Source organism: Actinomycetospora sp. 2LY8.5 (assembly GCF_057180585.1).
In genome coordinates, this window is sequence record NZ_JBXUHE010000007.1 from 25,439 (window position 1) to 49,122 (window position 23,684).

Below are 23,684 nucleotides of genomic sequence, written 5' to 3' on the forward strand. Positions count from 1 at the left end.
CCGCACCGTTCCACGTGAAACGCGCGGCGACCGACCCTCTGCCGAGAAGGTGCGCGAGGCCGTCAGCGACGCCGCGGCGAGCGCCGGGGCGGGCGTGGTCGGTGCCGGTGAGGTCCTCTACCCGCACGGCGAGGAGGGCCTCACGCCGATCGCGGAGGAGGCGGCGCGCGCCGCGCGGGTGCTGCATCCCGAGGACCACCGGCTGCCCCGTCCCTCGGAGCGCCGCATCATCACCGTCGCCAACCAGAAGGGCGGCGTCGGGAAGACGACCAGCGCGGTCAACCTCGCCGCAGCGCTGGCCCTGCACGGCGCGCGCGTCCTCGTGGTCGACCTCGACCCCCAGGGCAACGCGAGTACGGCCCTCGGCGTCGAGCACCGCAGCGGGACGCCGTCCATCTACGAGGTCCTCCTCGGCGAGATGACCATCGACGAGGCCGCCGCCGTCTGTGAGCGTTCCGACGACCTCCTGTGCGTCCCGGCGACCATCGACCTCGCCGGCTCGGAGATCGAGCTCGTCTCCATGCTCAACCGCGAGTCGCGGCTCAAGAACGCGCTCACCGGCGACGCGCTCGACCGGCTCGACGTCGACTACGTCCTCATCGACTGCCCGCCGTCGCTCGGCCTGCTCACGTTGAACGCGATGGTCGCCGCGCCCGAGGTGCTCATCCCGATCCAGTGCGAGTACTACGCCCTCGAGGGTCTGTCCCAGCTCCTCAACAACATCGCCCTCGTGCAGTCGCACCTCAACCCCGAGCTGCACGTGTCCACGATCCTGCTGACCATGTACGACGGCCGCACCAAGCTCGCGGACCAGGTGACCTCCGAGGTGCGCGACCACTTCGGCGAGGTCGTGCTCCGTACCGTGATCCCGCGCAGCGTCAAGGTCTCCGAGGCGCCCGGCTTCGGCCAGACGGTGCTCACCTACGACCCGGGATCCCGTGGAGCGATGAGCTACCTCGATGCCGCCCGGGAGTTCGCGGCGCGCACGGTCGTGCGGCGCCAGCCCGAGGGCGAGGGAGCACGATGACGGAGCGGGCGGACACGGAGCGATCGAGGGTGGAGCGTCGCGGTGGACTGGGACGAGGGCTCGCCGCTCTCATCCCGACCGGTCCCCCCGAGACCGAGGGGGCCACCGCGCCGTCGCGTCACGGTCTGGGCAACCAGGCCGCCGACGTCATGTTCGGAGCCCGACGCTCGGACGCCCCCTCGGCCCCCGCGGACGACGACGCACCCACGTCGAACGGTGCCGCCGCGGCATCCACGAGTCCGGAGCCCTCCGGGGAGGTTGCCGGCGCGGTGTACCGCGAGGTGCGGCTCGCCGGGATCCGGCCGAACCCGCGCCAGCCACGGACGGTCTTCGACGAGGAGGCCCTCGCCGAGCTCGAGCACTCCATCCGCGAGTTCGGCCTGCTGCAGCCGATCGTCGTCCGCGAGCTCTCCGAGCCCGAGCCGGGCGTCGACGGCGGCCCGACGCTCACCCACGAGCTGGTCATGGGCGAGCGCCGCTGGCGCGCCGCCCAGAAGGTCGGGCTCGAGCACATCCCGGCGATCGTCCGGAAGACGCCCGACGACACACTGCTGCGCGACGCACTGCTCGAGAACATCCACCGCGTCCAGCTCAACCCGCTCGAGGAGGCGGCCGCCTACCAGCAGCTGCTGACCGAGTTCGACGTGACGCACGAGCAGCTCGCCGACCGCATCGGCCGCAGCCGCCCGGCGATCACGAACACGATCCGACTGCTCCGGCTGCCGGTCGCGGTGCAGCGTCGCGTCGCGGCCGGAGTGCTCTCGGCCGGCCACGCGCGCGCCCTGCTGGGCCTGGACGACGCGGGCGCCCAGGAGGAGCTCGCGGCCCGCATCGTCGCCGAGGGCCTGTCGGTGCGCGCCGCGGAGGAGGCGGTGACGCTGGCCCGCGGCGGGCAGAAGGACGCGGGCAAGCGCGCTTCGGCCCGCAAGCCGATGCACGCCCCGGGCCTCCAGGACCTGGCCGAGCGGCTGTCGGACACCTTCGACACCCGAGTCAAGGTCGAACTGGGCCAGCGGAAGGGTCGGATCGTCGTCGAGTTCGGCTCGGTGGACGATCTGGAGCGCATCGCGCGCCTGATGGGTCCGGACCCCTCCTCGGGACCGTCACCCCAGGCTTGATCGTTCAGGGCCTCAGCGTCGATCTGGGGACGCCCTGAGATCGACGGAGAGCTGCGGTCGGCACCCGGGCTGAATCCGACGGATGGTTCCGAAGGACCGTTCGTCCACCCGGGGGACCCCGCAACGGGCACCGTCCGGAGCGGAGACCGTAGGCTCTCGGCGGACAACGGTCGGGACGCCGCGCAGCGGATGCCGACCCCCATGGTCCAGGGGAAGTCGGGGAAGGCGGAACGCGTGTCGCGAAGCTGTGTCGGGGTCACCCTCGACAACATCGACGAGCTGCCGAAGCAGTGCCGTCGCTGTGTCTACTGGGAGATCCCCCCGCACCTGAGCGACCAGGCGGAGGAGTTCGGCACCGTCGAGCTCGAGAAGGAGGCCTGGGTCTCCGGCGTCCTGCTCGAATGGGGTTCCTGCGGGCGCATCGCCCACGTCGACGGTGTGCCGGCCGGGTTCGCGTTCTACGCCCCGCCGACGGTGGTGCCGCGCGCCGCGGCGTTCCCGACGGCTCCGGTGTCCCCGGACGCCGTGCTGCTCTGCGGCGTGCACGTCCTGCCCGACTTCGCCGGCGAGGGCGTCGGGCGCCTGCTGGTCCAGGACGTCGTCCGCGACCTCACCCGCCGCGGGGTCAAGGCCGTCGAGTCGTTCGCCGACGACACCGGCCGCCCGCGCGCCGAGGGCCACGGCCGCACGGAGCTGGACACGCCGACCTGTGTGCTGCCCGCGGCGTTCCTGCGTGCCGTCGGCTTCAAGACCGTCGCGCCGCACCCCCGGTGGCCGCGGATGCGCTACGAGCTGCGCACCGGCTTCAACTGGAAGGAGGACGTCGAGGCCGCCATTGCCCAGTTGCTGGGCTCGGTGACGATCTCGACGGCCCCGGCCGCCGCACCCGCCCGCGTGAACTGAGGCCCGGGAACGGCGGGGCAGGACCGGGGCGCGTGGCCCGTCGGCTCAGACGCCGGCGGGCCGGTTGCTCTCACGCTGGAGGACCTCGGCCCAGGTGAACGTGCCGGTCGGCTTGTCGTCCTGGCCGAGCAGGTAGAGGCGCTTGACCGCGACGAGGATCCCCTCGGCGACGACGTCGCGAAAGCCCGGGTCGAGCAGGGCCGCGCGGTCGCGGTCGTTCGTCAGGTAGCCGATCTCGACGCGCACGGCCGGCATGCGCGTGAGCCGCAGCAGCTCCCACGGACGGGGGTGCACCCCGCAGTCGAGCATGCGGGTACGGGCGAGGAGCTCGCGGTGGATGAAACCCGCGAGCGCCTCGCCGACGGTGGAGGTGGCACCGGTGCCGGTGCCGAAGTGGAACGCCGCGAGCCCGTTGGCGGCCGGGCTCGTGTTCGCGTCGACGTGCAGGGACAGCACGACGTCGGCGCCCGCCGAGTTGGCGAACCCGGCACGCTCGGCGTCGTTGGGGCAGTCGTGCGGTCCGTGGGACAGCAGGGCCTCCATGCCGGCCGCGGCCATGCGGCCCTCGAGGCGGCGGGCGATGTCGCCGACGATCCCGGCCTCGGTGACGGACTCCGGCCCCTGGCCCACCGAGACACCGCGGTCGGCGCCCCCGTGGCCCGGGTCGATGACGATGCGCTTGCCCGAGAGCCGGGGGCCGGCGCGGTGCAGGCGCTCCTGCTCGCGCAGCAGGCCGGGACGTCCCCCGGTGACCTTGCGGCCCAGGTAGCCGAGGTGGCGCAAGGTGCGCGGGCCGCACATCCCGTCGGGGCTCATGCCGTAGTCGCGCTGGAAGCTGCGCAGGGCCTGCTCGGTCTGCCGGCCGAAGACCCCGTCGGCGCGCCCGGAGTCGTACCCGAGCTCGAGGAGCCGCTCCTGCAGGGAGAACACGTCGTCCCCGGTGAGGGGCTGCTGGGTGTTGAGCAGCAGCATGCGGTCCCCGAGGGCCCAGCGCGCGTCGCGCAGGGCGCGGTAGGTGGCGGGCCCGACGACGCCGTCGGTGATCAGTCCGCGGTGCTGCTGGAAGATGCGCACGGCCTGCTCGAGCATCTCGTCGAACAGGGCCGGACCGGGTCCGGCCGGCTCGAGGATGCCCATCTCCTCGAGTGCTGCACGGACCTCGGCGACCGGCGGGCCGGCGTCACCGCGGCTCAGCAGCTGCATGCAGTTCGCTCCCGATCGTCCCGTCCGGGGTCCGGACTCCGCGCGTGGTCGCGCTTCACTGGCGTCTCATTGTGCCTTGTCCGGGGCGTCGCGCCGTGAAGCGGGGCGCGCCCGCGGGTCACGGTTCGGGCTCGCCGGGCGGACGCACGGCGGCGCCGGGCGGCCGTCCGAAGGGACGGTCGCCCGGCGCCGTGAGCGACGAACGGTCGTGCTCCGACCAGTGGGGCCTGATCAGGCGAGCACGTCGGAGAGGTCGTCGAGCAGGACGGACTTCGGCTTGGCGCCGACGATCTGCTTGACCGGCTTGCCGCCCTGGAAGACCAGGAGGGTCGGGATCGACATCACCTGGTAGTCGCGCGCGGTGGCGGGGTTCTGGTCGATGTCGAGCTTGGCCACGGTCAGCTTGTCGCCGTGCTCGGCGGCGATCTCCTCGAGGACCGGCGCGACCATCTTGCAGGGGCCGCACCAGGTCGCCCAGAAGTCGACGACGACGGGCTTGTCGCTCTGCAGGACCTCGTCGGCGAAGGTGGCATCGGTGACGTTCACGGGCGCGCTCATCGGGGCTTTCCTCTCCCAGGGGACGGTGACGGGACTCGTGGGCGGATCAGGACGGGGCGGGGACGGCTGCGTCGGTGGGGTCGGGCGAGCCCTCGTCCACCGAACCACCGCTGCGGCGCGGAGCGGAGGAGGCCCCGATGGAGGCCCCGATGGAGGCCAAGCCGTTCACCTCGGCGCCGTCCACGCCCGGGGTGGGGGGCGGCGCAGTCTCGGACGAGTCCTGCTCGGCGAGCCAGCGCTCGGCGTCGATCGCGGCCTGGCACCCGCTGCCGGCGGCCGTGATGGCCTGGCGGTAGGTGTGGTCGACGAGGTCGCCGCAGGCGAAGACGCCGGGCACGTTGGTGCCGGTGCCGGGCAGCGCCACGCGGACGTAGCCCTCGTCGTCGGTCTCGACGACGTCACGCACGAGATTCGAGCGCGGGTCGTGGCCGACGGCGACGAAGAAGCCGGTGACGGCCAGCGTCTCCTCCTCGCCGGTGACGGTGTTGTGGACCTTGACGCCCTCGACGGTGGTGTCACCGACGACCTCGTCGACCACCGTGTCGGTGCGGATGGTGATCTTCGGGTCCTTGCGGGCGCGGTCCAGCATGATCGCGGACGCCCGGAACTCGCTGCGCCGGTGCAGGATCGTCACCGACCGGGCGAACCGCGTGAGGAAGGTGGCCTCCTCCATCGCGGAGTCGCCGCCACCGACCACGACGATGTCGTGGTCGCGGAAGAAGAAGCCGTCACAGGTGGCGCAGGCGCTGACGCCGCGGCCGAGCAGCTTCTCCTCCCCCGGGACACCGAGGTAGCGGGCCTGGGCGCCCATCGCGAGGATGACGGCGCGGGCGCGGTACTCCGTGCCGTGCGCGCGGACCGACTTGACGTCCCCGGCGAGGTCGAGCGTGTCGACGTCCTCCGGGCGCAGCACCGCGCCGAACCGCTCGGCCTGGCGGCGCATCTGGTCCATCAGCTCGGGGCCCTGGATCTCCTCGGCGAAGCCGGGGTAGTTCTCGACACCCGTGGTGGTCATGAGGGCGCCGCCGAACTGGCTGCCCTCGAACACCACCACGTCGAGCTGGGCCCGCGAGGCGTAGACCGCCGCCGTGTATCCGGCCGGGCCCGAGCCCACGATGATGACGTCGTGGATGGTCTGGTCGCTCACGTCGGCCTCAACGTCCCGGGACCCAGCAGGATTCCCCACGGACCCCGCTCACCGGCCGACGAGCGTGTCTGAGACGGTGAGCGGTGCCGCGGGCGCACATCCGGGTTCGACGACCAGGAGCCGGAAGCGCGCCGCCGTGCCCGTGGGCAGCACGAGCAGCACTCCGGGACGCCCGTCGACGACGACCTGGCGCGCGCCGGCCGGCCGCGTGTCCGGGGCCACCCCGTGCGCGGTGAGGCAGCCGGCGAGACGGCCCGGATCGGCGAGCGGCCCGTAGTCGGAGCGGCCGAGGCCGGCGCGCAGGGCCGACACGCCGTCCCCACCGGTCAGCACAGGCGTGCCGGGGGGCGGGAGCGGCGCGGCGGTCGGCACCGGAGGGACGGTCGGTGGGCCGGACGCCGTGACGGACGCCACCACCACCGCGACCACGGCCGCGGCCGCGACGAGGGCGACCGCAGCGCCGGCGAGGACGCGGCGGGACCGCCGGACGGGGGCGTCGCTGATGTCGCCGGCGTCATTCCCCACGGGCGGCGCGGCGCGCTCGGCGGCGAGCGTCCGGGCGATGTCACCGAGGAGCCCGGCGGGCATCGCCGGGGTACCGGCGCCGTGGGCGGCCAGGTCGGCGCGGGTGCGCGCGAGGGCGGTGCCCACGGCGGGGTGGTCGGGGTCGTCGGGGTCGTCGGGGCCGATGTCGAGGCGCCGGTCGTCGTCGCGGTCGTCGGTCACGGTCCTCCTCCCCTCCGGGCCGGCCTGGTCGGTCCGCTCGTGGATTGGACGTCGCCGGCGTCCCCGTCGTTCCCGCCGGTCTCCCCGTGGGGCCGCAGGTGGCCGAGCAGGACGGCCAGGCGGCCCCGCGCCCGGGCGCACCGGCTCTTGATGGTGCCCTCCCGGACCCCGAGGATCTCGGCGGTCTCGGTGATCGAGAACCCGTGGACGTCGACGAGCACCACGGCGAGCCGCTGCCCGTCCGGGAGGGCGGCGAGGGCGTCAGCCACCGTGAGTCGGGTGAGGTGGTCGTCGATGCCGTCGCGCGGCGTGGGCAGGTCGTGGCCGGCGAGGGGCTCGACGGCGCGGGCGCGGCGGCGCCGGATGCGGTCCAGGCAGGCGTTGACGGTGATCCGGTGCAGCCACGTCGACACCTCGGACTCCCCACGGTAGCGGTGGGCGCTGCGCAGGGCCGACACGAAGGTCTCCTGGACGGCGTCCGCGGCGTCCTCGCGGTGGTCGAGGGTGCGGAACGCGAGCAGCCACAGGCGCTCGGCGTAGCGGCGCACGAGCTCGTCGAACGCGCCGGCGTGCCCCGCGACGTGCGCCGCGAGCAGCTCGCGGTCGCTGCGCCCAGCAGCGGACAGAGGGGGCGTCTCCGGCACGGAGCCGGACGCTAGCCGCGGACGCGGCGCCCCGAGGGCCGTTCGGGAAAGCTCGTCAGGGGCCGGCGCGCTCGATCGTCACCTCGGCCAGCTCGCTGACGTACCGGTCGTCGTCGTCCTGGCCCAGCGCGGTGATCCAGATGAGCAGGTTGCCGGTCGGCGGCGCGGCCTGGAGCGGGATCCGCAGCTGGTCGCCCTCGACGGTGCCGGTGCCGAGGAGCTGGGTCTGGGTGACCGGAACGTCGGCGGCGGGCGCGGCTCGGACCTCGATGCGCGTGCCGGGGCTGGGCGAGCGGACCGTCACCGCCGCCACCGAGGACGGCGCGGTGAACGTGGTCATCATCCCGATCCCGGGCTTGAGCGCCGGGAGCTGCTGGCGGTACTGCGAGGTCGACCAGGTGGTCTCGGGGTCGTTGTCCGCCGCCCGGTTGATGCGCGTCGGGTTGTCAGGGCTCCCCGCCGGGCTGTACACCGCGACGCTCGAGAGCTGGACGGGGCCGGCCGGGGCCGGTGTCGGAGCGGGCGCCGGTGCCGCCGTGCCGGGGGCGGGCGCGGCGGCCGAGGTCTCGGGCGGGATGACGACGACCGGCGGCCCCGACTGCCCGCCGCCGGCCACGACGGACACGATCTGGAAGGTCACGAAGCCGAGGATCGCGAGGGTCGCGAGCACGAGTGCGGTGACCCCGACGCGCAGCTTGCGCTTGCGCGAGGGGTCCGGGACGGGCTCGGGGACGGCGTGGTCGTGCCAGACCTCGGTCGGGTCGTCGGCGTCGATGGTCTGCCCGTCCTCGAGCACCGGCAGCAGCACGCCGTCGTCCTCGAGCCCCTCGCGCATCTGGGTCACGAGACGGTGCACGGCGGCCGCGGTCCGGATGCCGCCGTCCTCGTCGAGGGTGCGGTCGACGAGCGCCGCGAGCTCGGTCGGCAGGTCGGGGCGCAGTTGGCGGGCCGAGACCGGCGCGCCGTCCGGCCCGTGCGGCGCGGGCCGCAGGCCGGCCGGGGTCCGCGCGCCCTCGCTGCCGGGCCAGCGCGCGGTCAGCAGCAGGTAGAGCAGCGCGCCGAGACCGTGCACGTCCTCCGCGTTCGTGGCGTCGCCGCGTGGCATCGGGAAGGCGAGGCGGGTGGCCGCCCGGGCGCTGACCCGCACCCGCTGCGGGTGGTCGAGGCCCAGGACGAGCCCGGAGCGGTGCGCGGCCGCCACCGCGTCGGCGAGCGGCTCGATGACACGCAGCGCGGCGCTCGGGCGCAGCGGGCCGTCGGCGACGAGCTCGGCGAGGTCGCGGCCCGGTGTCCACTCGGCGACCGCGGCGCCCAGCACCCCGGGTGGCAGTGGACTGCCGCCGGGCCGGACGACGTCGAGGATGCGGGCGGCGTGCGGGTGCTCGAAGTGTGCCGTCCGGGTGGCCCGGGACAGCGCCGCGGACGCGCGCGCATCGCCCTGCCACGAGCCGACCAGAAGCGTGATCGCGACGTCACGCTCGAGCATGACGTCGCGCGCCTTCCACAGGGTGGCGTCGGCGCTGCGGTCGCGGCCCACCTCGGCGACCAGGCGGTAGCGGTCGGCCAGCAGGGTGCCGGGCATGAGGGCACCGGCGGCGGGCATCGGGCCGGACGGCGTCCCGGGGCGCAGCGGCCCGCCGGGTCCGCGGCCGGGTCGGCGGGGCGGTACCGGGACGGGGCCCGACGGAGAGCCGGCGGGACGGCCGGGACCCGGGCCCTGCGCGGCGGGCCCGCGCGGCGAGCGGCCGGCGCCGCCCGTCCCGTTCGGCGTCGCAGCTGTCGTGCCGTTGTCGGAGGCCCCGGAGGAGGACGACTCGGCGCGCGCGACGTGCATGGTCGGCCCGTCGATGCCGACGCCGGTGCGGCGCGGCGGGTGGGACGCGGGCGGCTCGTGCCCGTTCGTGTCCTGGCCGGCGGCCTCGGTCTCCTCGGGCGGGGGGCCCGTGGGCGTGCGGTCCCCCGACGATTCGCCGGCCACCCTGCTCACCTCCCCCTCGACGTCGTGTGAGCCTACGGGACTTCCGTGTCGCCTCGGGGGACGCCGGGCCCGCGTCGGGGGTTGCTCGGCGACACCCGCGCGGACCAACGTCAGCCGGTGGACGCGCGCCGTCGGCCCAGCAGGCGGCGCAGGCGCGAGACCACCGGCTCCAGCTCGGGAACGCGCAGCAGGCGCATGGCCACGGCGACGACGACGAGGAAGATCGCCGAACCGCTGACCAGGACGATCCACGATCGGAGGACGAGCGACGCGCTCCCGCCGAGGACCCGCTCGAGCAGCGTCACGCACAAGACGGCCACCAGCACCGCGACGATCGACGCCAGCAAGGTCAGCACGAACGTGCGCAGCACCCGGCGCGTGTCGAGGTTCCCGAGCCGGATGCGCAGCCAGATGTTGCCGACCACGAGGCCGATCACGAACCCGAACGCGTTGACCCCGGCCAGGCCCAGGACGACCTGCTCGGGCGGCAGCAGCACCGGGCACAGGTACGCCATCGGCACCTTGATCGCTGTGATGACGACCATGATGAGCGTCGGCGTGCGGGCGTCGTTCATGGCGTAGAACACGCGCATCTGGAGCATGACGACGGCCATCGGGAGCAGGCCGAACGCGGACGCGGCCATGGCCCCGCCGAGGGACGCGGCGCCCTCGGGGCCCGAGCGCCCGACGCTGAACAGGGCGACGCCGAGCTGTGAGCCGAAGACCGTGAGCAGGGCGCTCATCGGCAGGAGCGTCACCGTGGACAGGCGCGTGCCCAGCGAGAGGTCGGCGACGACCTGGTCGTGGCGCCCGTTCGCGGCCGCGGCGCTCATGCGGGGCATCAGGGCGGTCAGCAACGACACGCCGAGCACGCCGTAGGGCACCTGGATGAGCAGCCACGCGTAGGCGTAGATGGCGGGCCCGCCCTCGTCCGCCCCGGACGCCACACGGGTGATCGCCGCGAGCCCGACCTGGCTGACCAGCACGTACCCGACGACCCAGGCGGCGAGGCCACCGAACGCCGAGAGACGGCGGTCCCACCCGAAGCGCCACTTCCAGTGGAAGCCGACCCGCCGCATCGCCGGGAGCATCACCGCGGCCTGCACGACGATGCCCAGCGTGCTGCCGATCCCGAGGACCAGCAGCTGGGTGGTCGAGATGCCCTCGGGCGGCGACGGGAGCACGGCGTAGATCCCGAGCGCGACGAGGGCGACGACGTTGTTCAGCACCGGTGCCCACGCCGCGGGACCGAAGTTGGCCCGCGAGTTGAGGATCGCGCCGAACAGGGCGCCCATGCCGTAGAAGAAGATCTGCGGCAGCAGCAGGTAGGCGAAGTCCACCGCGAGGTCGACGTCGACGCTCGGGTCCAGGTACGGCCGGATGAGCAGGGGTGCCGCCACCGTCGCGAGCACGGTGGCGACGAGCAGGCCCACGCTCGCCCCGGAGAGCAGCTTCTGGGCGAACGCGTCGCCGCGGTCGCCGTCCTCCTTGGCCGCCTGCACGAGCACGGGGATGACCACGCTGGTCAGCACCCCGCCGAGCAGGAGCTCGAAGACGATGTTCGGCAGCGTGTTCGCGACGTTGAACGAGCTGCCGACGAGGTTGAGGCCGACGATCGCGGTCAGCCCGAGCGTGCGCAGGAAGCCCGTGAGACGGCTCACGAGGGTCGCCACGGCCATGCCGCCCGACGCCTTCACGAGCGCCTTGTCGTCGCGGCCCGAGTCGTCCGCGGGGTCGCGCGGCTTCGGGACGGCGGACGCCCCGTCCTCGAGCGGCGCGCGCGGGAGCAGCACGGTCTCGTCCGCCGAGCCGCCGACGCTCCACGACGCGAGCGGGGTCGGGCGCGCGGAGCGCACGGTCCGCTCGTTCAGCGGGTCGGTGCTGCGGGCGGTGCTGCGGGCGGTGCTGCGGGCGGTGCTGCCGGCGGTGCTGCCGGCGGTGCTGCCGGCGGTGCGCAGTGTCTCCGTCCGATGCGGGTCGACCGCGGGACCGCCCGGCACGGTGGCCGTGAGGTCGTTCGCGTCGGCGTGGTCCACGGCCTCGACCGCGGCGGTGGGCGCGGTCAGGCCGGTGGTGAACGCCTCGTCCGCGGCGGCGCCCGGGGGCGAGCCGGGCGGACGTGGTGGCAACGGAGCGCCGCCGGGGGCTCCGGGCCGGCCGGCGGGCGGACCGGGCGGAGTGGGGGGTCCGGGCGCGTCCGGCCCCGACGGGCGCCGTGGCGGGCCGGGCGGCGGTCCCGGGGGTGGCGGGGGTGCCCCCGGCGGCGGCCGGGGCGGACCGTGCGGGGGCGGCCGGTCCTGGCGGGGCCTGCCCGGGGCAGGCGGCCCCTGGGGCCCCCCGGGGGGTGGGCCCTGCGGCGGGCCGTGCGGTGCGCCCTGCGGCGGGCCGTGCGGTGCGCGGCCCGGCGGGCCCGGTGCCTGGTGCCGTGCCTGGTGCGGTGCCTGGTGCGGTGCCTGAGAGGTCTGGCCCGGGGGCGGGGGCCCGGCATGTCCCGGCTGCCCCGGGTGCCCCGCCTGGGGTCCGCCGAGCCCGCCCGGTCGGGCGGGCGGCACGTCGCCGTGGGCGGGCGGGGGCGGCGGGGGGACGACCTCGGGAGCCGCGTCGGCGTCGCGCCCCGTCCCGGCCTGGTCGGCGTCGGCGGGGGCGTCCTCCGGCCGGCGACCCGGGTCGCGGGCCGTCACCGTCTCTGCAGCTCGCGTGTCGGGAGGTCCGGCTCCTCCGGGCCCGTCGGGGGTCCGCGACGGTGCCTGCGGCGGGACCTGCGGTCGCGTCGGGCCGCCAGCACCCGGCGAGCGATCCGAACGCTCGCCAGGATCACCAGCACGACGGCTGCGGACGCGGTCAACCACACCGTGATCGTGCCGTAGGCCGTCGACCGCAGCAGCAGACGAGCCGTGGGCCCGAGAGGTTCACCCCCCGGTGTCTGCGCCTGCGCGTCCACCTGGAACTGGCCCGCGCGGGTGACCTCGACCTCGACCTGTACCTGGCGGCTGCCGAACGCGGGCACCGTCACGACGGGCAGCGGCGCGGTGCGCAGGCCGTTCGTGGGCTCGAGCACGACCTGGACCCGCACGGCGACCGGCAGGCGGTTCTCCACGGTGAGTAGCAGCGGGGCGTCGTTGGTGCCGAGCGAGTACGACCCCGACGGCTGGACGACCCGCACCGCCCCCTGCAGCTCGTCGACCTGCCGTTCGACCGCGCCGACCTGGGCGTCCTGGATCGCGGGATCGCCGCGCCACGACGCGGAGAGGCTGCGCAGGATGCCGTCGGTGAGCGGTTCGGTGAAATCCGTGGGCGAGGGGGCGCCGACGCCGTCGCGCTCGGCGGCGGCGAGCAGGGCGCGCTGCCGGTCGCGGACGTCGGCCGCCCGGGCCACCGCCGAGGGCGCGATCGCGTCGACCTCGCGGGCGGGGGTGGCGAGCGTCGCCCCGGGCCGCGGGGTGTCGGCGCCGACCGGGCCGACGAGGCTCCCGAGGTCGACGGGGCGGGCGAGGCCGAGGCGGGTCAGCTCGTCGACGCCCGCGAGCAGCGCGCTCGCCTCGGCCCCGCTCGCGGCCCAGTCGGTGGGCGGCGCGAGCACCTCGACCGGCGGTGGCCCGTTCGCCGGCGTGTCCTGCAGGGCCCGTAGCCCCAGCACCCCGAGCCCGTCCTGGGCCGCGAGCGCCCCGGACGTCCCGGCGGGGCTGGTGGAGTCGCCCTGGTCGTCGTCGCCGACGCGGGGACCGAGCGCCTCGGCGGCGACGGGGTCGAGGGTGACCGCGGTGGATCCGCCGGGGAGCCGGGCCAGCCCGCCGGCCGGGAGGGTGCCGTCGAGCACGTCGCCGTCGAGGAGCACGGTCCGGCTGCCGCCGCCCGCGAGGTCGCCGAGAGTGCGCTCGTCGACGACCCCGCCGGCGGGCCAGACCGTGTCGGGGACCGGGGTCGTCCCGAGGATCGTGCCGACGCGCCGGGAGCCGGTGGCGACGGCCGCCGTGGTGAGGTCGGGCTGGTCGCCGCGCGCGGTGGCGACGAGGTCGGTGCCGGCGTAGGGCAGGGCGGTCACACAGCGTCCGCGAGCCTGGGTGCGGACCGCGTCGAGCCACCGTCCCGCGGCCTCCGCGCCCGCTCCGGGTGCCGTCCCGCCCCCGGCCGTGCGGACCTCGTAGCCGGCCGCCATCGCCTGGGCGGTCTCCAGCAGGTCGGCGTCGACGGCCAGGCACACCGACCGGGCAGCGGCCGAGCCGGCCGGCGCCGCGCGGCCGAGGGCGTCGACGAGCCCGGCGAGCCGTCCGCCGGGGCCGAACGAGGCGGCGAGGTCGTCGTCGGTGAGCAGGGTCGGCGCGCCCGGGAGGACCGGGACGCGCCGCGGCCGGTCGGCCAGCGGATAGAGCAGCGAGACGCCGGTGGCGCGCCCGACCGGGGGTGCCGCGGGCGGCCCCCCGCCGGGCACGCCGACGACCGGCAGCAGGAAGCGGACCGCGCCGAGCCGGGTCGCGCCGGCGCCGCCCAGGGCGCCGTCCACGACCACCAGCACGGGGTGGACGCCCGCGGTCGCGATCCCAAGGGACCCGGGCCCGGCGCCGGTCACCGGCACGCGCACGAGGAACGACGCCTCGGTCCCCGGGGCGATCTGCGGCGCGACCTCCGCCGACGGCGTGCGGACCGCGCCGCCGGAACCGCCGGAACCACTGCCCTCGAGCGCACCGAGCGCCGCCCGGCTGCCGTTCACGGCCGCGCCGCGCTCGAGCCGGACCCCGACGTCGCGCGCGGGGACCGCCGACCGGTTGACGACGCGCCCGGTGACGACCATCTCGGGCGGCCCGTCGGCGGTGACCACGCGGGGCGTCATGGTGTCGAGCACGACCTCGACCGGCGCCGGCTCCGCCTCCTCGGGCGCGGCCGTCGCCGCCGGCGGGGCGACCAGGGCCGGCAGCAGGCCCACCAGGGCGAGCACAACGGCCGACCCGAGGGCCCGCGACGCACGACGGAGTCCCCGCGGACGGCGGGGAGGGCTCACGCCGACTCCTCCAGGATCTGGGTGGCGCGGCGCACCAGGCGGCGCTCGTCGGCGTAGGCCAGGCGGGAGTCGAGCTCGCCGAGCGGCACCCACGCCACCTCGGTGACCTCGACGTCGGCGTCGGAGAGCTCGCCGCCGTGGGCCCGCAGCAGGTAGTGGTGCACCGTCTTGTGGATGCGACGGTCCTCGGCCACGAACCAGTAGTCGATGCTGCCGAGGAACGCCCGCACGGACGCGATGATGCCGGTCTCCTCCTCGACCTCGCGCACGGCGGTCTGCTCCGCGGTCTCGCCCTCCTCGAGGTGGCCCTTCGGCAGCGACCACAGCAGGCGCCCGCGACGGTCGAGGCGGCCGATGAGGGCCGCGCTGGTGCCGGCGGCGTCGACGACGAGGCCTCCCGCCGAGGTCTCGTCGACCGTGCGCATCCGCCGCCGGGAGCCCCGCCGTCGCCGGTCGCCGGACCGGCGTGACGGGCTGGACACGCCCGCGATCGTACGGCGCCCCCGCGATGACGGGGATCTGTCGGCCGGTCGACGCGCGGGTGTCGCACTCCGGACATCCCGCTGTCGGGGCGGCCATACCCTCGCGCGGTACTCTGTCCTGTCGTGCCCGGACCCGCGCCCGCTCCTACGTCCACGACCGGCGCCGATCACGCGGCGGTGGTCGAGATGCTGAGCTACTCCCCGGTGGCGGACGAGCTCGCGCAGCGGTTCGCCGACGCCGGCCACCGCCTCTACCTCGTCGGCGGCAGCGTGCGCGACGCGTTGCTGGGCCGGCTGTCCACGGACCTCGACTTCACCACCGACGCGCGGCCCGACGCGATCCAGCGCCTGGTGTCGGGATGGGCCGAGGCGGTCTGGGACACGGGCATCGCCTTCGGCACGGTCGGCGCGGTCCGCCACGGCGTGACCTGCGAGATCACCACGTTCCGCGCGGACGCCTACGACGGCGTGTCCCGCAACCCCGTGGTCGCGTTCGGCGACACCGTCGACGGCGACCTCGTGCGCCGCGATTTCACCGCCAACGCGATGGCGCTCTCGCTGCCCGACCGCACCTTCGTCGACCCGTACGGGGGCCTCGCGGCGCTGGCCCGCGGCGTCCTCGACACCCCGACCGACCCGCGCACGTCCTTCGGCGACGACCCACTGCGCCTGCTGCGGGCGGCCCGCTTCGTCTCGCAGCTGGGCTTCGAGGTCGCGCCGCGCGTGCGCGAGGCGATGACCGAGATGGCCCCGCAGCTCGCGCGGATCACCGCCGAGCGCGTCCAGACCGAGCTCTCGAAGCTCCTGCTCGGCGCGCACCCTCGCCGCGGCATCGAGCTCATGGTCGACACGGGGCTCGCCGACGTCGTGCTGCCCGAGGTGCCCGCGATGCGCCTCGAGATCGACGAGCACGCCCAGCACAAGGACGTCTACGAGCACTCGCTGACGGTCATGGAGCAGGCGATCGGCCGCGAGACCGAGGGCCCGGACCTCGTGCTGCGCCTGGCCGCGCTGCTGCACGACATCGGCAAGCCCGCGACCCGCAAGGTCGAGCCCGGCCGGCGCGTGAGCTTCCACCACCACGAGGTGGTCGGCGCGAAGATGACGCGCAAGCGGCTCCGCGAGCTGCGCTACCCGAAGCAGGTCGTCGAGGACGTCGCCCAGCTCGTGTTCCTGCACCTGCGCTTCCACGGCTACGGCAAGGGCGAGTGGACCGACTCCGCCGTCCGCCGCTACGTCACCGACGCCGGGCCGCTGCTCGACCGGTTGCACAAGCTCGTGCGGTCGGACTCGACGACCCGCAACAAGCGCCGGGCCGCCGCACTGCAGCGCTCCTACGACGACCTCGAGCAGCGCATCGCGCGGATCGCCGAGGAGGAGGACCTGGCGCGCGTGCGCCCGGACCTCGACGGCAACGCGATCATGGACCTGCTCGGGATCCCGCCGGGTCCGCTCGTCGGGAAGGCGTGGCGTCACCTCAAGGACGTCCGGCTCGAACGCGGGCCGCTCGACCACGACGAGGCCCGCGAGGAGCTGCTGCGGTGGGCCGCCGCCGAAGGGATCGCCGGAGACGGAGCGCAGCGGAGCTCGACCGTCGACGCCGGAGACGGAGCGCAGCGGAGCTCGACCGTCGACGCCCGAGACGGCACGGAACCGGAGAGCTGACGCCTGCGTCGAACCGGGTGTGACCTCTCTGGCCTACGTCTTCGGCACCGGGGACGGCCCGGTGCACCGCCACGTCTCCCCCGCCGACCTCGACCTGGGTCCGTCCGGCGCCCGGGATGCCGTCGCCCTCGACTTCGACGGCGACGGCCGGGTCGACGACGCCCTGTGGGACGCCGACGCCGACGGCGTCGCCGACCACTCGGTGCTCGACCTCGACGACGACGGCCGCCCGGACCACGCCTACACCGACCCGTCGGGCCGCGGCCTGTGGGACGCCCGGGCGCCGTTGCCCGGCCCCGAGCCCGTCGCCGCGGGGGCGGTGCTGAGCTGGACCGACGTCCGCGGCCGGTCCGGGCAGGCCGCGCCGGCGCTGGACACCGACGGCGACGGCGTGCTCGACGGGGTCGCGGTGGACGCCGACCACGAGGCCGGCGACGAGGTGGTGTGCGATCTCGACGGCGACGGCCGCGCCGAGCAGCTGCTGGTGGACGCGGACGGCGACGGGCGGGCGGAGCTCGCCTACCTGTCGTCGGCGCCCGGTTCGCCGTCGGCGCGCTGGGACGTGCTGCTCGTCGACACCGACGGCGACGGCGCCGTGGACACGCCGGTCGCCGAGGGCGCGGCGGGTTGGGTGCCGCCCTGAGCGTTCTGCCACCGGATCGCGAGCTCGTGCACCACGAGCCCGAGAAGGTAGATGCTGGCGGCCAGCACGAGCAGCAGCGGCGAGCGCCCGTTGGGCGGGCAGAGGAACGCCGCGCCGGCCACGGCGATCACGTAGGTGACGTTGAAGGTGGTGTCGGAGAGCGAGAACACCCGGCCGCGCACGTCGTCGCCGACCTCGCGCTGCACCGCGGCGTCCGAGCAGAGCTTGATCGCCTGCCCGACGAGCCCGAGCACGAACGACCCGGCGAGCACCGTCGGCAGCGTCATCGGCAGCCCCAGGCTCAGCAGCGCGACCGCGGCGAGCACGAGCATGACGCGGACGGTGCCGGCGCGCCCGATCCGCCCGGTGAGCCACGGCGTCACCACCGCCGCCACGCCGAGGCCGGCGGCCACCGCGCCCACCACCTCGCCCAGCCCGGCGATCCCGGCCTTGAGCGGCCCGACGTCGGTCAGCGAGTTGCGCATCAGCAGCAGCACCACGAGCGTCGTGATGCCGAAGGCCAGCCGGTGGGCGGCGACGGCGCCGAACGCGGCCAGCACGCCGGGGGCGTCGCGGGCGGCCCGGGCCCCGTCGACGAGGCCGTGCGCGACGGCCCGCAGCGCCCGGGAGGCCTCGGTGCGCTCGTCGGGACCGAGCGAGCCGCGGGCGATCGTCGCAGCCACGAGCACGATGATCAGCGAGCCGACGGCGGCCACGGACGTCGTCCACGCCGCGTTCGCGTCCTCGGGGCCGATGATCCCGCGCAGCCCGATCGCGCAGCCGGCGCCGATCGCGGCGGCGACCGCCCCCGACGTCGTGACCAGGGAGTTCGCGCCGATCAGGTGCTCGGAGGCGACCACGTGGGGCAGCGCCGCGGACAGCCCGGCCTGGATGAACCGGCTCACGCCGATCGTCGCCAGCGCGCCGAGGTAGAGGCCCGGGCCGGTGACCCCGACCAGGACCACCGCCGCCGTGATCAGCGTCAGCACCCCGCGCAGGGCACCCGCGACGATCATGACGCGGCGCCGGTCCCACCGATCGAGCAGCGCCCCGGCGAACGGGCCGATGAGCGAGTAGGGCAGCAGGACGGTGGCCACACCCAGGGCGACCATGACCGGGTCGGCCTCGCGCTCGGGGCTGAACAGCACCAGCCCGCCGAGCGCCGCCTGGAACACGCCGTCGCCCCACTGGGCGGCGAGCCGGACCGTCAGGAGCTTCCCGAATCCGGGGTGGGTGAGCAGCTCGCGCAGCCGGCGCAGCGGCCCGCGTGCCGGGGTCGCGCCGGTGGCCGCGGGAGCGGTCGGACCGGGAGCGACGGACACGGACGTCCACGCTACGCGGTGCGCCGCCACCGCGGTCCGGGGTGCGGTGTCGGGTACCCGTCGAGCACGTGTCGCCCGGACGGGGCACGGCCATGACCCGTCCCACCGGTCCGTCCCGGCGGGCGGCCCCCCGCCGGACGTGCCTGCCGGGCCGCGGCGCGCCGGTGCGACGATGGGGTGCGTGGCCAGTGGTGTGGGTGAACATCAGCAGGCCGAGGTCGAGGCGGGAACGCTGCTCGTGGCCTCCCCGTCCCTGACCGACCCGAACTTCGCGCGCTCGGTCGTCTTCGTGATCGACCACCGGCCCGCCGGCACCCTCGGGGTGGTGCTCAACCGGCCCAGCGAGGTGTCGGTCGGCGACGTCCTCCCCGGCTGGGACCCGCACACGACCAGCCCGAACGCCGTGTTCGTCGGCGGTCCGGTCGAGCAGCGCACCGCCCTGTGCCTCGCGGCCCTGCGCACCGGCGAGGATCCGGCGCGGACCGGCGGCGTCGTCGGCGTGCGCGGCCCCGTGGCGCTCGTGGACCTCGACGGCGACCCCGACGACCTCGCCCCTCGCGTCCGCGGCCTGCGCGTCTTCGCCGGCTACTCGGGCTGGGACCGCGGCCAGCTCGACAGCGAGATCGGCCGCGGCGACTGGTACGTCGTCCCCGCCCTGCCCGACGACGTCCTCGCCCCCGCCGGCTACGACCTCTGGGGCGGCGTCCTGCGTCGCCAGGGCGTCCCCCTCGCCCTGCTCGCCACCCACGTCACCGAGCCGCGCCGGAACTGAGCGGGCCCTCGGTTGGCAGCGAACGCGCTGTTCGCTGCTTCTATGCGCGCGAAGTCCCCGTTCGCTCGCTGGGCCGGGCCGCGCGGGAGCACCTAGCGTGACCGCGGTGCGACGCGTCGAACCCGGACCCGGGCAGGAGTCGGTGTGGGACTACCCCCGCCCACCCCGCGCCGAGGCCGTCCGCCGCCGCGCCGTCGTCACGCACGCCGGCACCGTCGTCGCCGACTCCGACGATCTCGTCCGCGTGCTCGAGACCAGCCACCCGCCGACCTGGTACCTGCCGCGCACGGCGTTCGCCGACGGTGTGCTGCACCCGGCGCAGCGGCGCACCGTCTGCGAGTGGAAGGGGACCGCGCGCTACGTCGACATCGTCGTCCCGGGCGCGGCGCCGCTGACCGACGTCGGGTGGTGGTACCCGGAGGGGGCCACGCAGGGCAGCGGAGCTGGACCGTGGGAAGCGTCGGTCCGCCCGGAGCTCGCCGACCGGGTCGCGCTCTACCCCGCCCCGTTCGACGAGATCACCCTCGACGGCGAGCGCGTCGAGCCCCAGCCCGGCGGCTTCTACGGCGGCTGGATCACCGCGGACGTCGTCGGCCCGTTCAAGGGCGCGCCCGGGACCCGGGGCTGGTGAGCGTCAGGCGTCGGCCCGCGGACAGATCGCGCACGAACCGCCGCAGTTCCCCGACGACGTCGGCGCGCAGTCGGCCGGTTCCTGCTCGGGCACCCCCGCGGTGCACGGTGTCGCCGGCATCGCCATGAGGGCGTCGTTCTCGGCGTGCTCCGCGTCCGCGAGCCGTGACCCCGCGACACCCCCGGCGCCGAGCAGGCCGACCAGGGCCAGGGCGCCCAGCACGAGCATCGTCACCCCGGCGGCGGTGGTCGCGGCGGCGAGCGCGGCGCCCGCCCCGACGAGCCCGGCAACGCCGGCGCCGACGAAGGCGGGCGCGGCGGCGCGGTTGGCACGGCGGAAGGCGTCGACGCTGCCCATGGTCCACACCGTGCGCACGCCGAGCACGCGGTTGCGGGGCAGGCGGTGGATCAGCGCGAGGACGCCGGCGGCGCCCACCACCAGAGCCGCCGCCGCCAGGACCAGGGCCGGGACGATCACACCCCCAGAGTAGGCTCGACCCGTCCTCGCAGGGATCCGCGGTGCCCCGTCGTGCGGCGCCGGACCCGGCCGCGGGCTCCCCGCGAGAGGACCCAGGTCGGAACATCCAGGAGGAAGCCGTGACCGCCGAGCCCGAGGTGGCGAGCCGCGCCGACAGCGGCGGCAACGGCACACCGCCGTACCGCTACACCGCCGCGCTCGCGAACGAGATCGAGCGTCGCTGGCAGGACCACTGGGAGTCGGCGGACACGTTCGCGGTGGCCAACCCGTCGAAGGACGGCCCGGCGCCCGCGGGCGAGAAGTTCTACCTGATGGACATGTTCCCCTACCCGTCCGGCGCCGGGTTGCACGTCGGGCACCCGCTGGGATTCATCGGTACCGACGTTCTCGGCCGCTTCCTGCGCATGCGGGGGAGCACGGTGCTGCACACCATGGGGTTCGACGCGTTCGGGCTGCCGGCCGAGCAGTACGCGGTGCAGACCGGCACGCACCCGCGGACCACCACCGAGGCGAACATCGCCCGGTACCGCGCCCAGATCCGCCAGCTCGGCCTGGCGCACGACCAGCACCGGTCGGTGTCCACCACGGACGTCGACTTCTACCGCTGGACGCAGTGGATCTTCCTGCAGATCCACGGCTCCTGGTACGACACCGAGGCCGGCCGGGCCCGCCCGATCACCGAGCTCGACGACGAGTTCCGCGCGGGCGTCCGCGCGCTGCCCGACGGCCGCGACTGGACGACGCTCTCGCGCCCCGAGCAGGACCGCGTCCTCGACGACCACCGCCTGGCCTACCTGGCCGACGCGCCGGTGAACTGGTGCCCGGCGCTGGGCACGGTGCTCTCCAACGAGGAGGTCACCCCCGACGGCCGCTCCGAGCGCGGCAACTTCCCCGTCTTCCGCCGCAACCTGCGCCAGTGGATGATGCGGATCACCGCGTACGCCGACCGCCTGGCCGACGACCTCGACGGCGTCGACTGGCCGGATTCGGTCAAGACGATGCAGCGCAACTGGATCGGGCGCTCGCAGGGCGCGCAGATCCGGTTCCCGTCGGACGCCGGCGACATCGAGGTGTTCACCACCCGCCCCGACACGCTGTTCGGCGCGACCTACATGGTCCTGGCGCCGGAGCACCCGCTGGTCGACGCGCTGACGCCCGAGGCGTGGCCGTCGCCGCTGACCGGCGAGGAGCTCGACGGCCGCTGGACCGGGGGCGCCGCGACCCCCGCGGAGGCGATCGAGGGTTATCGCCGCGTCGTCGTCGCGCGCTCCGACCTCGAGAGGCAGGAAGCCCGCGACAAGACCGGCGTCTTCACCGGCGCCTGGGTGACCAACCCCGTCAACGGCGAGCCGCTGCCGGTCTTCGTCGCCGACTACGTGCTCATGGGCTACGGCACCGGCGCGATCATGGCGGTGCCCGGCCAGGACCAGCGTGACTGGGATTTCGCGACGGTGTTCGGGCTGCCGATCCGCCGCACGGTCGAGCCGCCCGCGGACTTCGACGGCGAGGCGTACACCGGCACCGGCCCGGCGATCAACTCGGCGAACGACGAGATCAGCCTCAACGGGCTCGACGTGGCCGAGGCGAAGGCGGCGATCGTCGCGTGGCTGTCGGCCCGGGGCGCCGGCGAGTCGGTGGTGCAGTACAAGCTGCGCGACTGGCTGTTCTCCCGCCAGCGCTACTGGGGCGAGCCGTTCCCCATCGCGTACGCCGCCGAGGGTGAGACCGACGGCGGCCCGTCGATCCCGCGCGGCCTGCCCGAGTCGTCGCTGCCGGTGGTGCTGCCCGACGTCGAGGACTACGCGCCGAAGTCGTTCGCGCCCGACGACCGCGACTCCTCGCCCGAGTCGCCGCTCGCTCGCGCGACCGACTGGGTGTCGTTCTCCGCCGACCTGCCCTCGGACCCGGAGCGCGGCTTCGCCGAGTACCTGCGCGAGACCAACACGATGCCGCAGTGGGCGGGCTCGTGCTGGTACTACCTGCGCTACCTCGACCCGGACAACGAGGAGCGCTTCGTCGACCCCGACGTCGAGCGCTACTGGCTGGGCCCGCGCACGCCCGGCGACCCCGGCGGCGTCGACCTCTACGTCGGCGGCGTCGAGCACGCGGTCCTGCACCTGCTGTACTCGCGGTTCTGGCACAAGGTGCTGTTCGACCTCGGCCACGTGTCGTCGTCGGAGCCGTTCCGCCGGCTGTTCAACCAGGGCTACGTCCAGGCGTGGGCCTACACCGACGCGCGCGGGGTCCACGTGCCCGCCGAGGAGGTCGTCGAGGACTCCTCCTCGGCGACCGGATTCACGTGGAACGGCGAGCCCGTCCGCCAGGAGTACGGGAAGATGGGCAAGTCGCTGCGCAACGTGGTGACGCCGGACGAGATGTGCGAGGCCTACGGGGCGGACACGTTCCGCCTCTACGAGATGTCGACGGGGCCCATGGAGGCCTCGCGGCCGTGGTCGACGCGCGACGTCGTCGGCTCCCACCGCTTCCTGCAGCGCGTGTGGCGTCTGGTGATCGACGAGCAGACCGGCCAGCTGCGCGTGTCCGACGCCGAGCCCGACCGCGACACCCTCACCGCCCTGCACAAGGCGATCGACGGCGTGCGCTCCGACCTGCCGGCGATGCACTACAACACCGCCGTCGCGAAGCTCATCGAGCTGGCCAACCACCTGACCAAGACCTACCCGGGCGGCGGCACCCCCCGGTCGGTGGTCGAACCGCTGGTGCTCCTGCTCGCGCCGCTGTGCCCGCACCTGGCCGAGGAGCTGTGGTCGCGGCTGGGCCACCCGGAGACGCTCGCCTACGCCCCGTTCCCCGAGGCCGACCCGGCCCTGCTCGTCGAGGACTCGGTCGAGTACCCGATCCAGGTCAACGGGAAGGTCCGCTCGCGGATCACCGTGCCGGCGGCCGCCGGCGAGGACGACGTCCGCGCCGCGGCCCTGGCCGACGCCAAGGTCACGGAGCTCCTCGCGGGCGCCGAACCGCGCAAGGTCATCGTCGTCCCCGGACGCCTGGTCAACGTCGTCCGCTGACGCGGCCGCGGGGTGTTGCGGTGTGTATCCGACCGAAGGGACCGTTCGGTCGGATAGACCGGCGAGGGGTGCCCTTCGCCAGGACCGGAGCGACGAACCGGCCGAGCCCGCACCGGTCGGACACTGGGATCCGGACGCCCGGCCCGTTCCGACCGAAGGGGCCGTTCGTCCAGAACGGGATCTCAGGGCCTACGACGCGACCATGCGACCCCACGGGGAGCTCGCCGCCGGCGGCTACGTCGTCGTCCCCGTCACCCCGAAGGAGATCCGCGACGATCCCGAGGGCGTGCGCCGGAAGCTCCGGAGAGCCCTCGAGGAACTGCGAGCCCGTCGACGCTTCCCGGTCTGAGCTGCCCGCTCACA

Annotated in this window: 19 protein-coding genes; 8 read left to right on the forward strand and 11 right to left on the reverse strand. The window is 75.2% G+C overall.

Annotation, left to right across the window (positions count from 1 at the left end):
• The first annotated feature begins 94 nt into the window (after positions 1–94).
• From AC2A1K_RS11315 to AC2A1K_RS11325, 3 genes are all read left to right on the forward strand, one after another.
• Positions 95–1,027: a ParA family protein gene (locus tag AC2A1K_RS11315; RefSeq protein ID WP_483896542.1), complete on the forward strand. Its 933-nt coding sequence runs from the start codon at positions 95–97 to the stop codon at positions 1,025–1,027.
• A 29-nt stretch (positions 1,028–1,056) separates the two neighbouring features.
• Complete coding sequence (locus AC2A1K_RS11320) at positions 1,057–2,145, forward strand: ParB/RepB/Spo0J family partition protein (RefSeq protein ID WP_483896400.1); 1,089 nt, start codon at positions 1,057–1,059, stop codon at positions 2,143–2,145.
• A 234-nt stretch (positions 2,146–2,379) separates the two neighbouring features.
• Entirely contained in the window at positions 2,380–3,048 is a 669-nt protein-coding gene (locus AC2A1K_RS11325) for a GNAT family N-acetyltransferase (RefSeq protein ID WP_483896401.1), read from the forward strand.
• A gap of 45 nt (positions 3,049–3,093) precedes the next feature.
• Here AC2A1K_RS11325 and AC2A1K_RS11330 read toward each other — a convergent pair whose 3' ends face one another.
• The 9 genes from AC2A1K_RS11330 to AC2A1K_RS11370 form a co-directional block, all read right to left on the reverse strand.
• Positions 3,094–4,251: an N-acetylmuramoyl-L-alanine amidase gene (locus AC2A1K_RS11330; protein ID WP_483896402.1), complete on the reverse strand. Its 1,158-nt coding sequence runs from the start codon at positions 4,249–4,251 to the stop codon at positions 3,094–3,096.
• Positions 4,252–4,482: 231 nt separating this feature from the next.
• On the reverse strand, positions 4,483–4,809 hold the full coding sequence (gene trxA / locus AC2A1K_RS11335; RefSeq protein WP_337705867.1) for a thioredoxin: 327 nt from the start codon (positions 4,807–4,809) through the stop codon (positions 4,483–4,485).
• Between the two features lie 46 nt (positions 4,810–4,855).
• On the reverse strand, positions 4,856–5,956 hold the full coding sequence (gene trxB / locus AC2A1K_RS11340) for a thioredoxin-disulfide reductase (protein ID WP_483896403.1): 1,101 nt from the start codon (positions 5,954–5,956) through the stop codon (positions 4,856–4,858).
• 48 nt (positions 5,957–6,004) lie between these two features.
• On the reverse strand, positions 6,005–6,682 hold the full coding sequence (locus tag AC2A1K_RS11345) for a hypothetical protein (RefSeq protein ID WP_483896404.1): 678 nt from the start codon (positions 6,680–6,682) through the stop codon (positions 6,005–6,007).
• Positions 6,679–7,308 (reverse strand): RNA polymerase sigma factor SigM, encoded by a 630-nt coding sequence (sigM, locus tag AC2A1K_RS11350; protein ID WP_483896543.1) that lies wholly within the window; start codon positions 7,306–7,308, stop codon positions 6,679–6,681. Before sigM ends, AC2A1K_RS11345 begins: the two co-directional genes overlap by 4 nt.
• A gap of 73 nt (positions 7,309–7,381) precedes the next feature.
• Positions 7,382–9,304 carry a protein kinase family protein gene (locus AC2A1K_RS11355; protein ID WP_483896405.1) on the reverse strand — a complete coding sequence of 641 codons (1,923 nt, stop codon included), beginning with the start codon at positions 9,302–9,304 and terminating at the stop codon, positions 7,382–7,384.
• Positions 9,305–9,414: 110 nt separating this feature from the next.
• Positions 9,415–11,433 (reverse strand): murein biosynthesis integral membrane protein MurJ, encoded by a 2,019-nt coding sequence (gene murJ / locus AC2A1K_RS11360; RefSeq protein WP_483896406.1) that lies wholly within the window; start codon positions 11,431–11,433, stop codon positions 9,415–9,417.
• A 548-nt stretch (positions 11,434–11,981) separates the two neighbouring features.
• Entirely contained in the window at positions 11,982–14,300 is a 2,319-nt protein-coding gene (locus tag AC2A1K_RS11365; RefSeq protein ID WP_483896407.1) for a DUF6049 family protein, read from the reverse strand.
• On the reverse strand, positions 14,297–14,725 hold the full coding sequence (locus AC2A1K_RS11370) for an NUDIX hydrolase (RefSeq protein WP_483896544.1): 429 nt from the start codon (positions 14,723–14,725) through the stop codon (positions 14,297–14,299). Before AC2A1K_RS11370 ends, AC2A1K_RS11365 begins: the two co-directional genes overlap by 4 nt.
• Positions 14,726–14,968: 243 nt before the next feature.
• Here AC2A1K_RS11370 and AC2A1K_RS11375 point away from each other — a divergent pair, with 243 nt between their 5' ends.
• Complete coding sequence (locus tag AC2A1K_RS11375; protein ID WP_483896545.1) at positions 14,969–16,447, forward strand: CCA tRNA nucleotidyltransferase; 1,479 nt, start codon at positions 14,969–14,971, stop codon at positions 16,445–16,447.
• A gap of 519 nt (positions 16,448–16,966) precedes the next feature.
• Here AC2A1K_RS11375 and AC2A1K_RS11380 read toward each other — a convergent pair.
• Positions 16,967–18,412, reverse strand: a complete 1,446-nt coding sequence (locus tag AC2A1K_RS11380; RefSeq protein ID WP_483896408.1) for an MFS transporter — start codon at positions 18,410–18,412, stop codon at positions 16,967–16,969.
• A gap of 172 nt (positions 18,413–18,584) precedes the next feature.
• Here AC2A1K_RS11380 and AC2A1K_RS11385 point away from each other — a divergent pair, with 172 nt between their 5' ends.
• Together AC2A1K_RS11385 and AC2A1K_RS11390 are read left to right on the forward strand one after the other, a co-directional pair.
• A complete protein-coding gene (locus AC2A1K_RS11385; protein WP_483896409.1) occupies positions 18,585–19,184 on the forward strand; it encodes a YqgE/AlgH family protein in 600 nt (199 codons plus the stop codon).
• A gap of 97 nt (positions 19,185–19,281) precedes the next feature.
• Entirely contained in the window at positions 19,282–19,815 is a 534-nt protein-coding gene (locus AC2A1K_RS11390; RefSeq protein WP_483896410.1) for a DUF427 domain-containing protein, read from the forward strand.
• A 3-nt stretch (positions 19,816–19,818) separates the two neighbouring features.
• Here AC2A1K_RS11390 and AC2A1K_RS11395 read toward each other — a convergent pair whose 3' ends face one another.
• Entirely contained in the window at positions 19,819–20,292 is a 474-nt protein-coding gene (locus AC2A1K_RS11395) for an SdpI family protein (RefSeq protein WP_483896411.1), read from the reverse strand.
• Between the two features lie 137 nt (positions 20,293–20,429).
• Here AC2A1K_RS11395 and AC2A1K_RS11400 point away from each other — a divergent pair, with 137 nt between their 5' ends.
• The gene (locus tag AC2A1K_RS11400; protein WP_483896546.1) at positions 20,430–23,321 is read left to right on the forward strand and encodes a leucine--tRNA ligase; all 2,892 of its coding nucleotides are present in this window, start codon (positions 20,430–20,432) and stop codon (positions 23,319–23,321) included.
• Positions 23,322–23,523: 202 nt separating this feature from the next.
• Positions 23,524–23,670, forward strand: coding sequence for a hypothetical protein (locus tag AC2A1K_RS11405; protein WP_483896412.1), 147 nt, complete (start codon positions 23,524–23,526; stop codon positions 23,668–23,670).
• The last annotated feature ends 14 nt before the right edge of the window (positions 23,671–23,684 follow it).

Bases quoted from the DNA above. Each gene is read 5' to 3' on its own strand.
- AC2A1K_RS11330 (WP_483896402.1), bottom strand. From the start codon at position 4,251: ATGCAGCTGCTGAGCCGCGGTGACGCCGGCCCGCCGGTCGCCGAGGTC.
- trxA (WP_337705867.1), bottom strand. From the start codon at position 4,809: ATGAGCGCGCCCGTGAACGTCACCGATGCCACCTTCGCCGACGAGGTC.
- AC2A1K_RS11370 (WP_483896544.1), bottom strand. From the start codon at position 14,725: ATGCGCACGGTCGACGAGACCTCGGCGGGAGGCCTCGTCGTCGACGCC.
- AC2A1K_RS11375 (WP_483896545.1), top strand. From the start codon at position 14,969: ATGCTGAGCTACTCCCCGGTGGCGGACGAGCTCGCGCAGCGGTTCGCC.
- AC2A1K_RS11385 (WP_483896409.1), top strand. From the start codon at position 18,585: ATGGGGTGCGTGGCCAGTGGTGTGGGTGAACATCAGCAGGCCGAGGTC.
- AC2A1K_RS11405 (WP_483896412.1), top strand. From the start codon at position 23,524: ATGCGACCCCACGGGGAGCTCGCCGCCGGCGGCTACGTCGTCGTCCCC.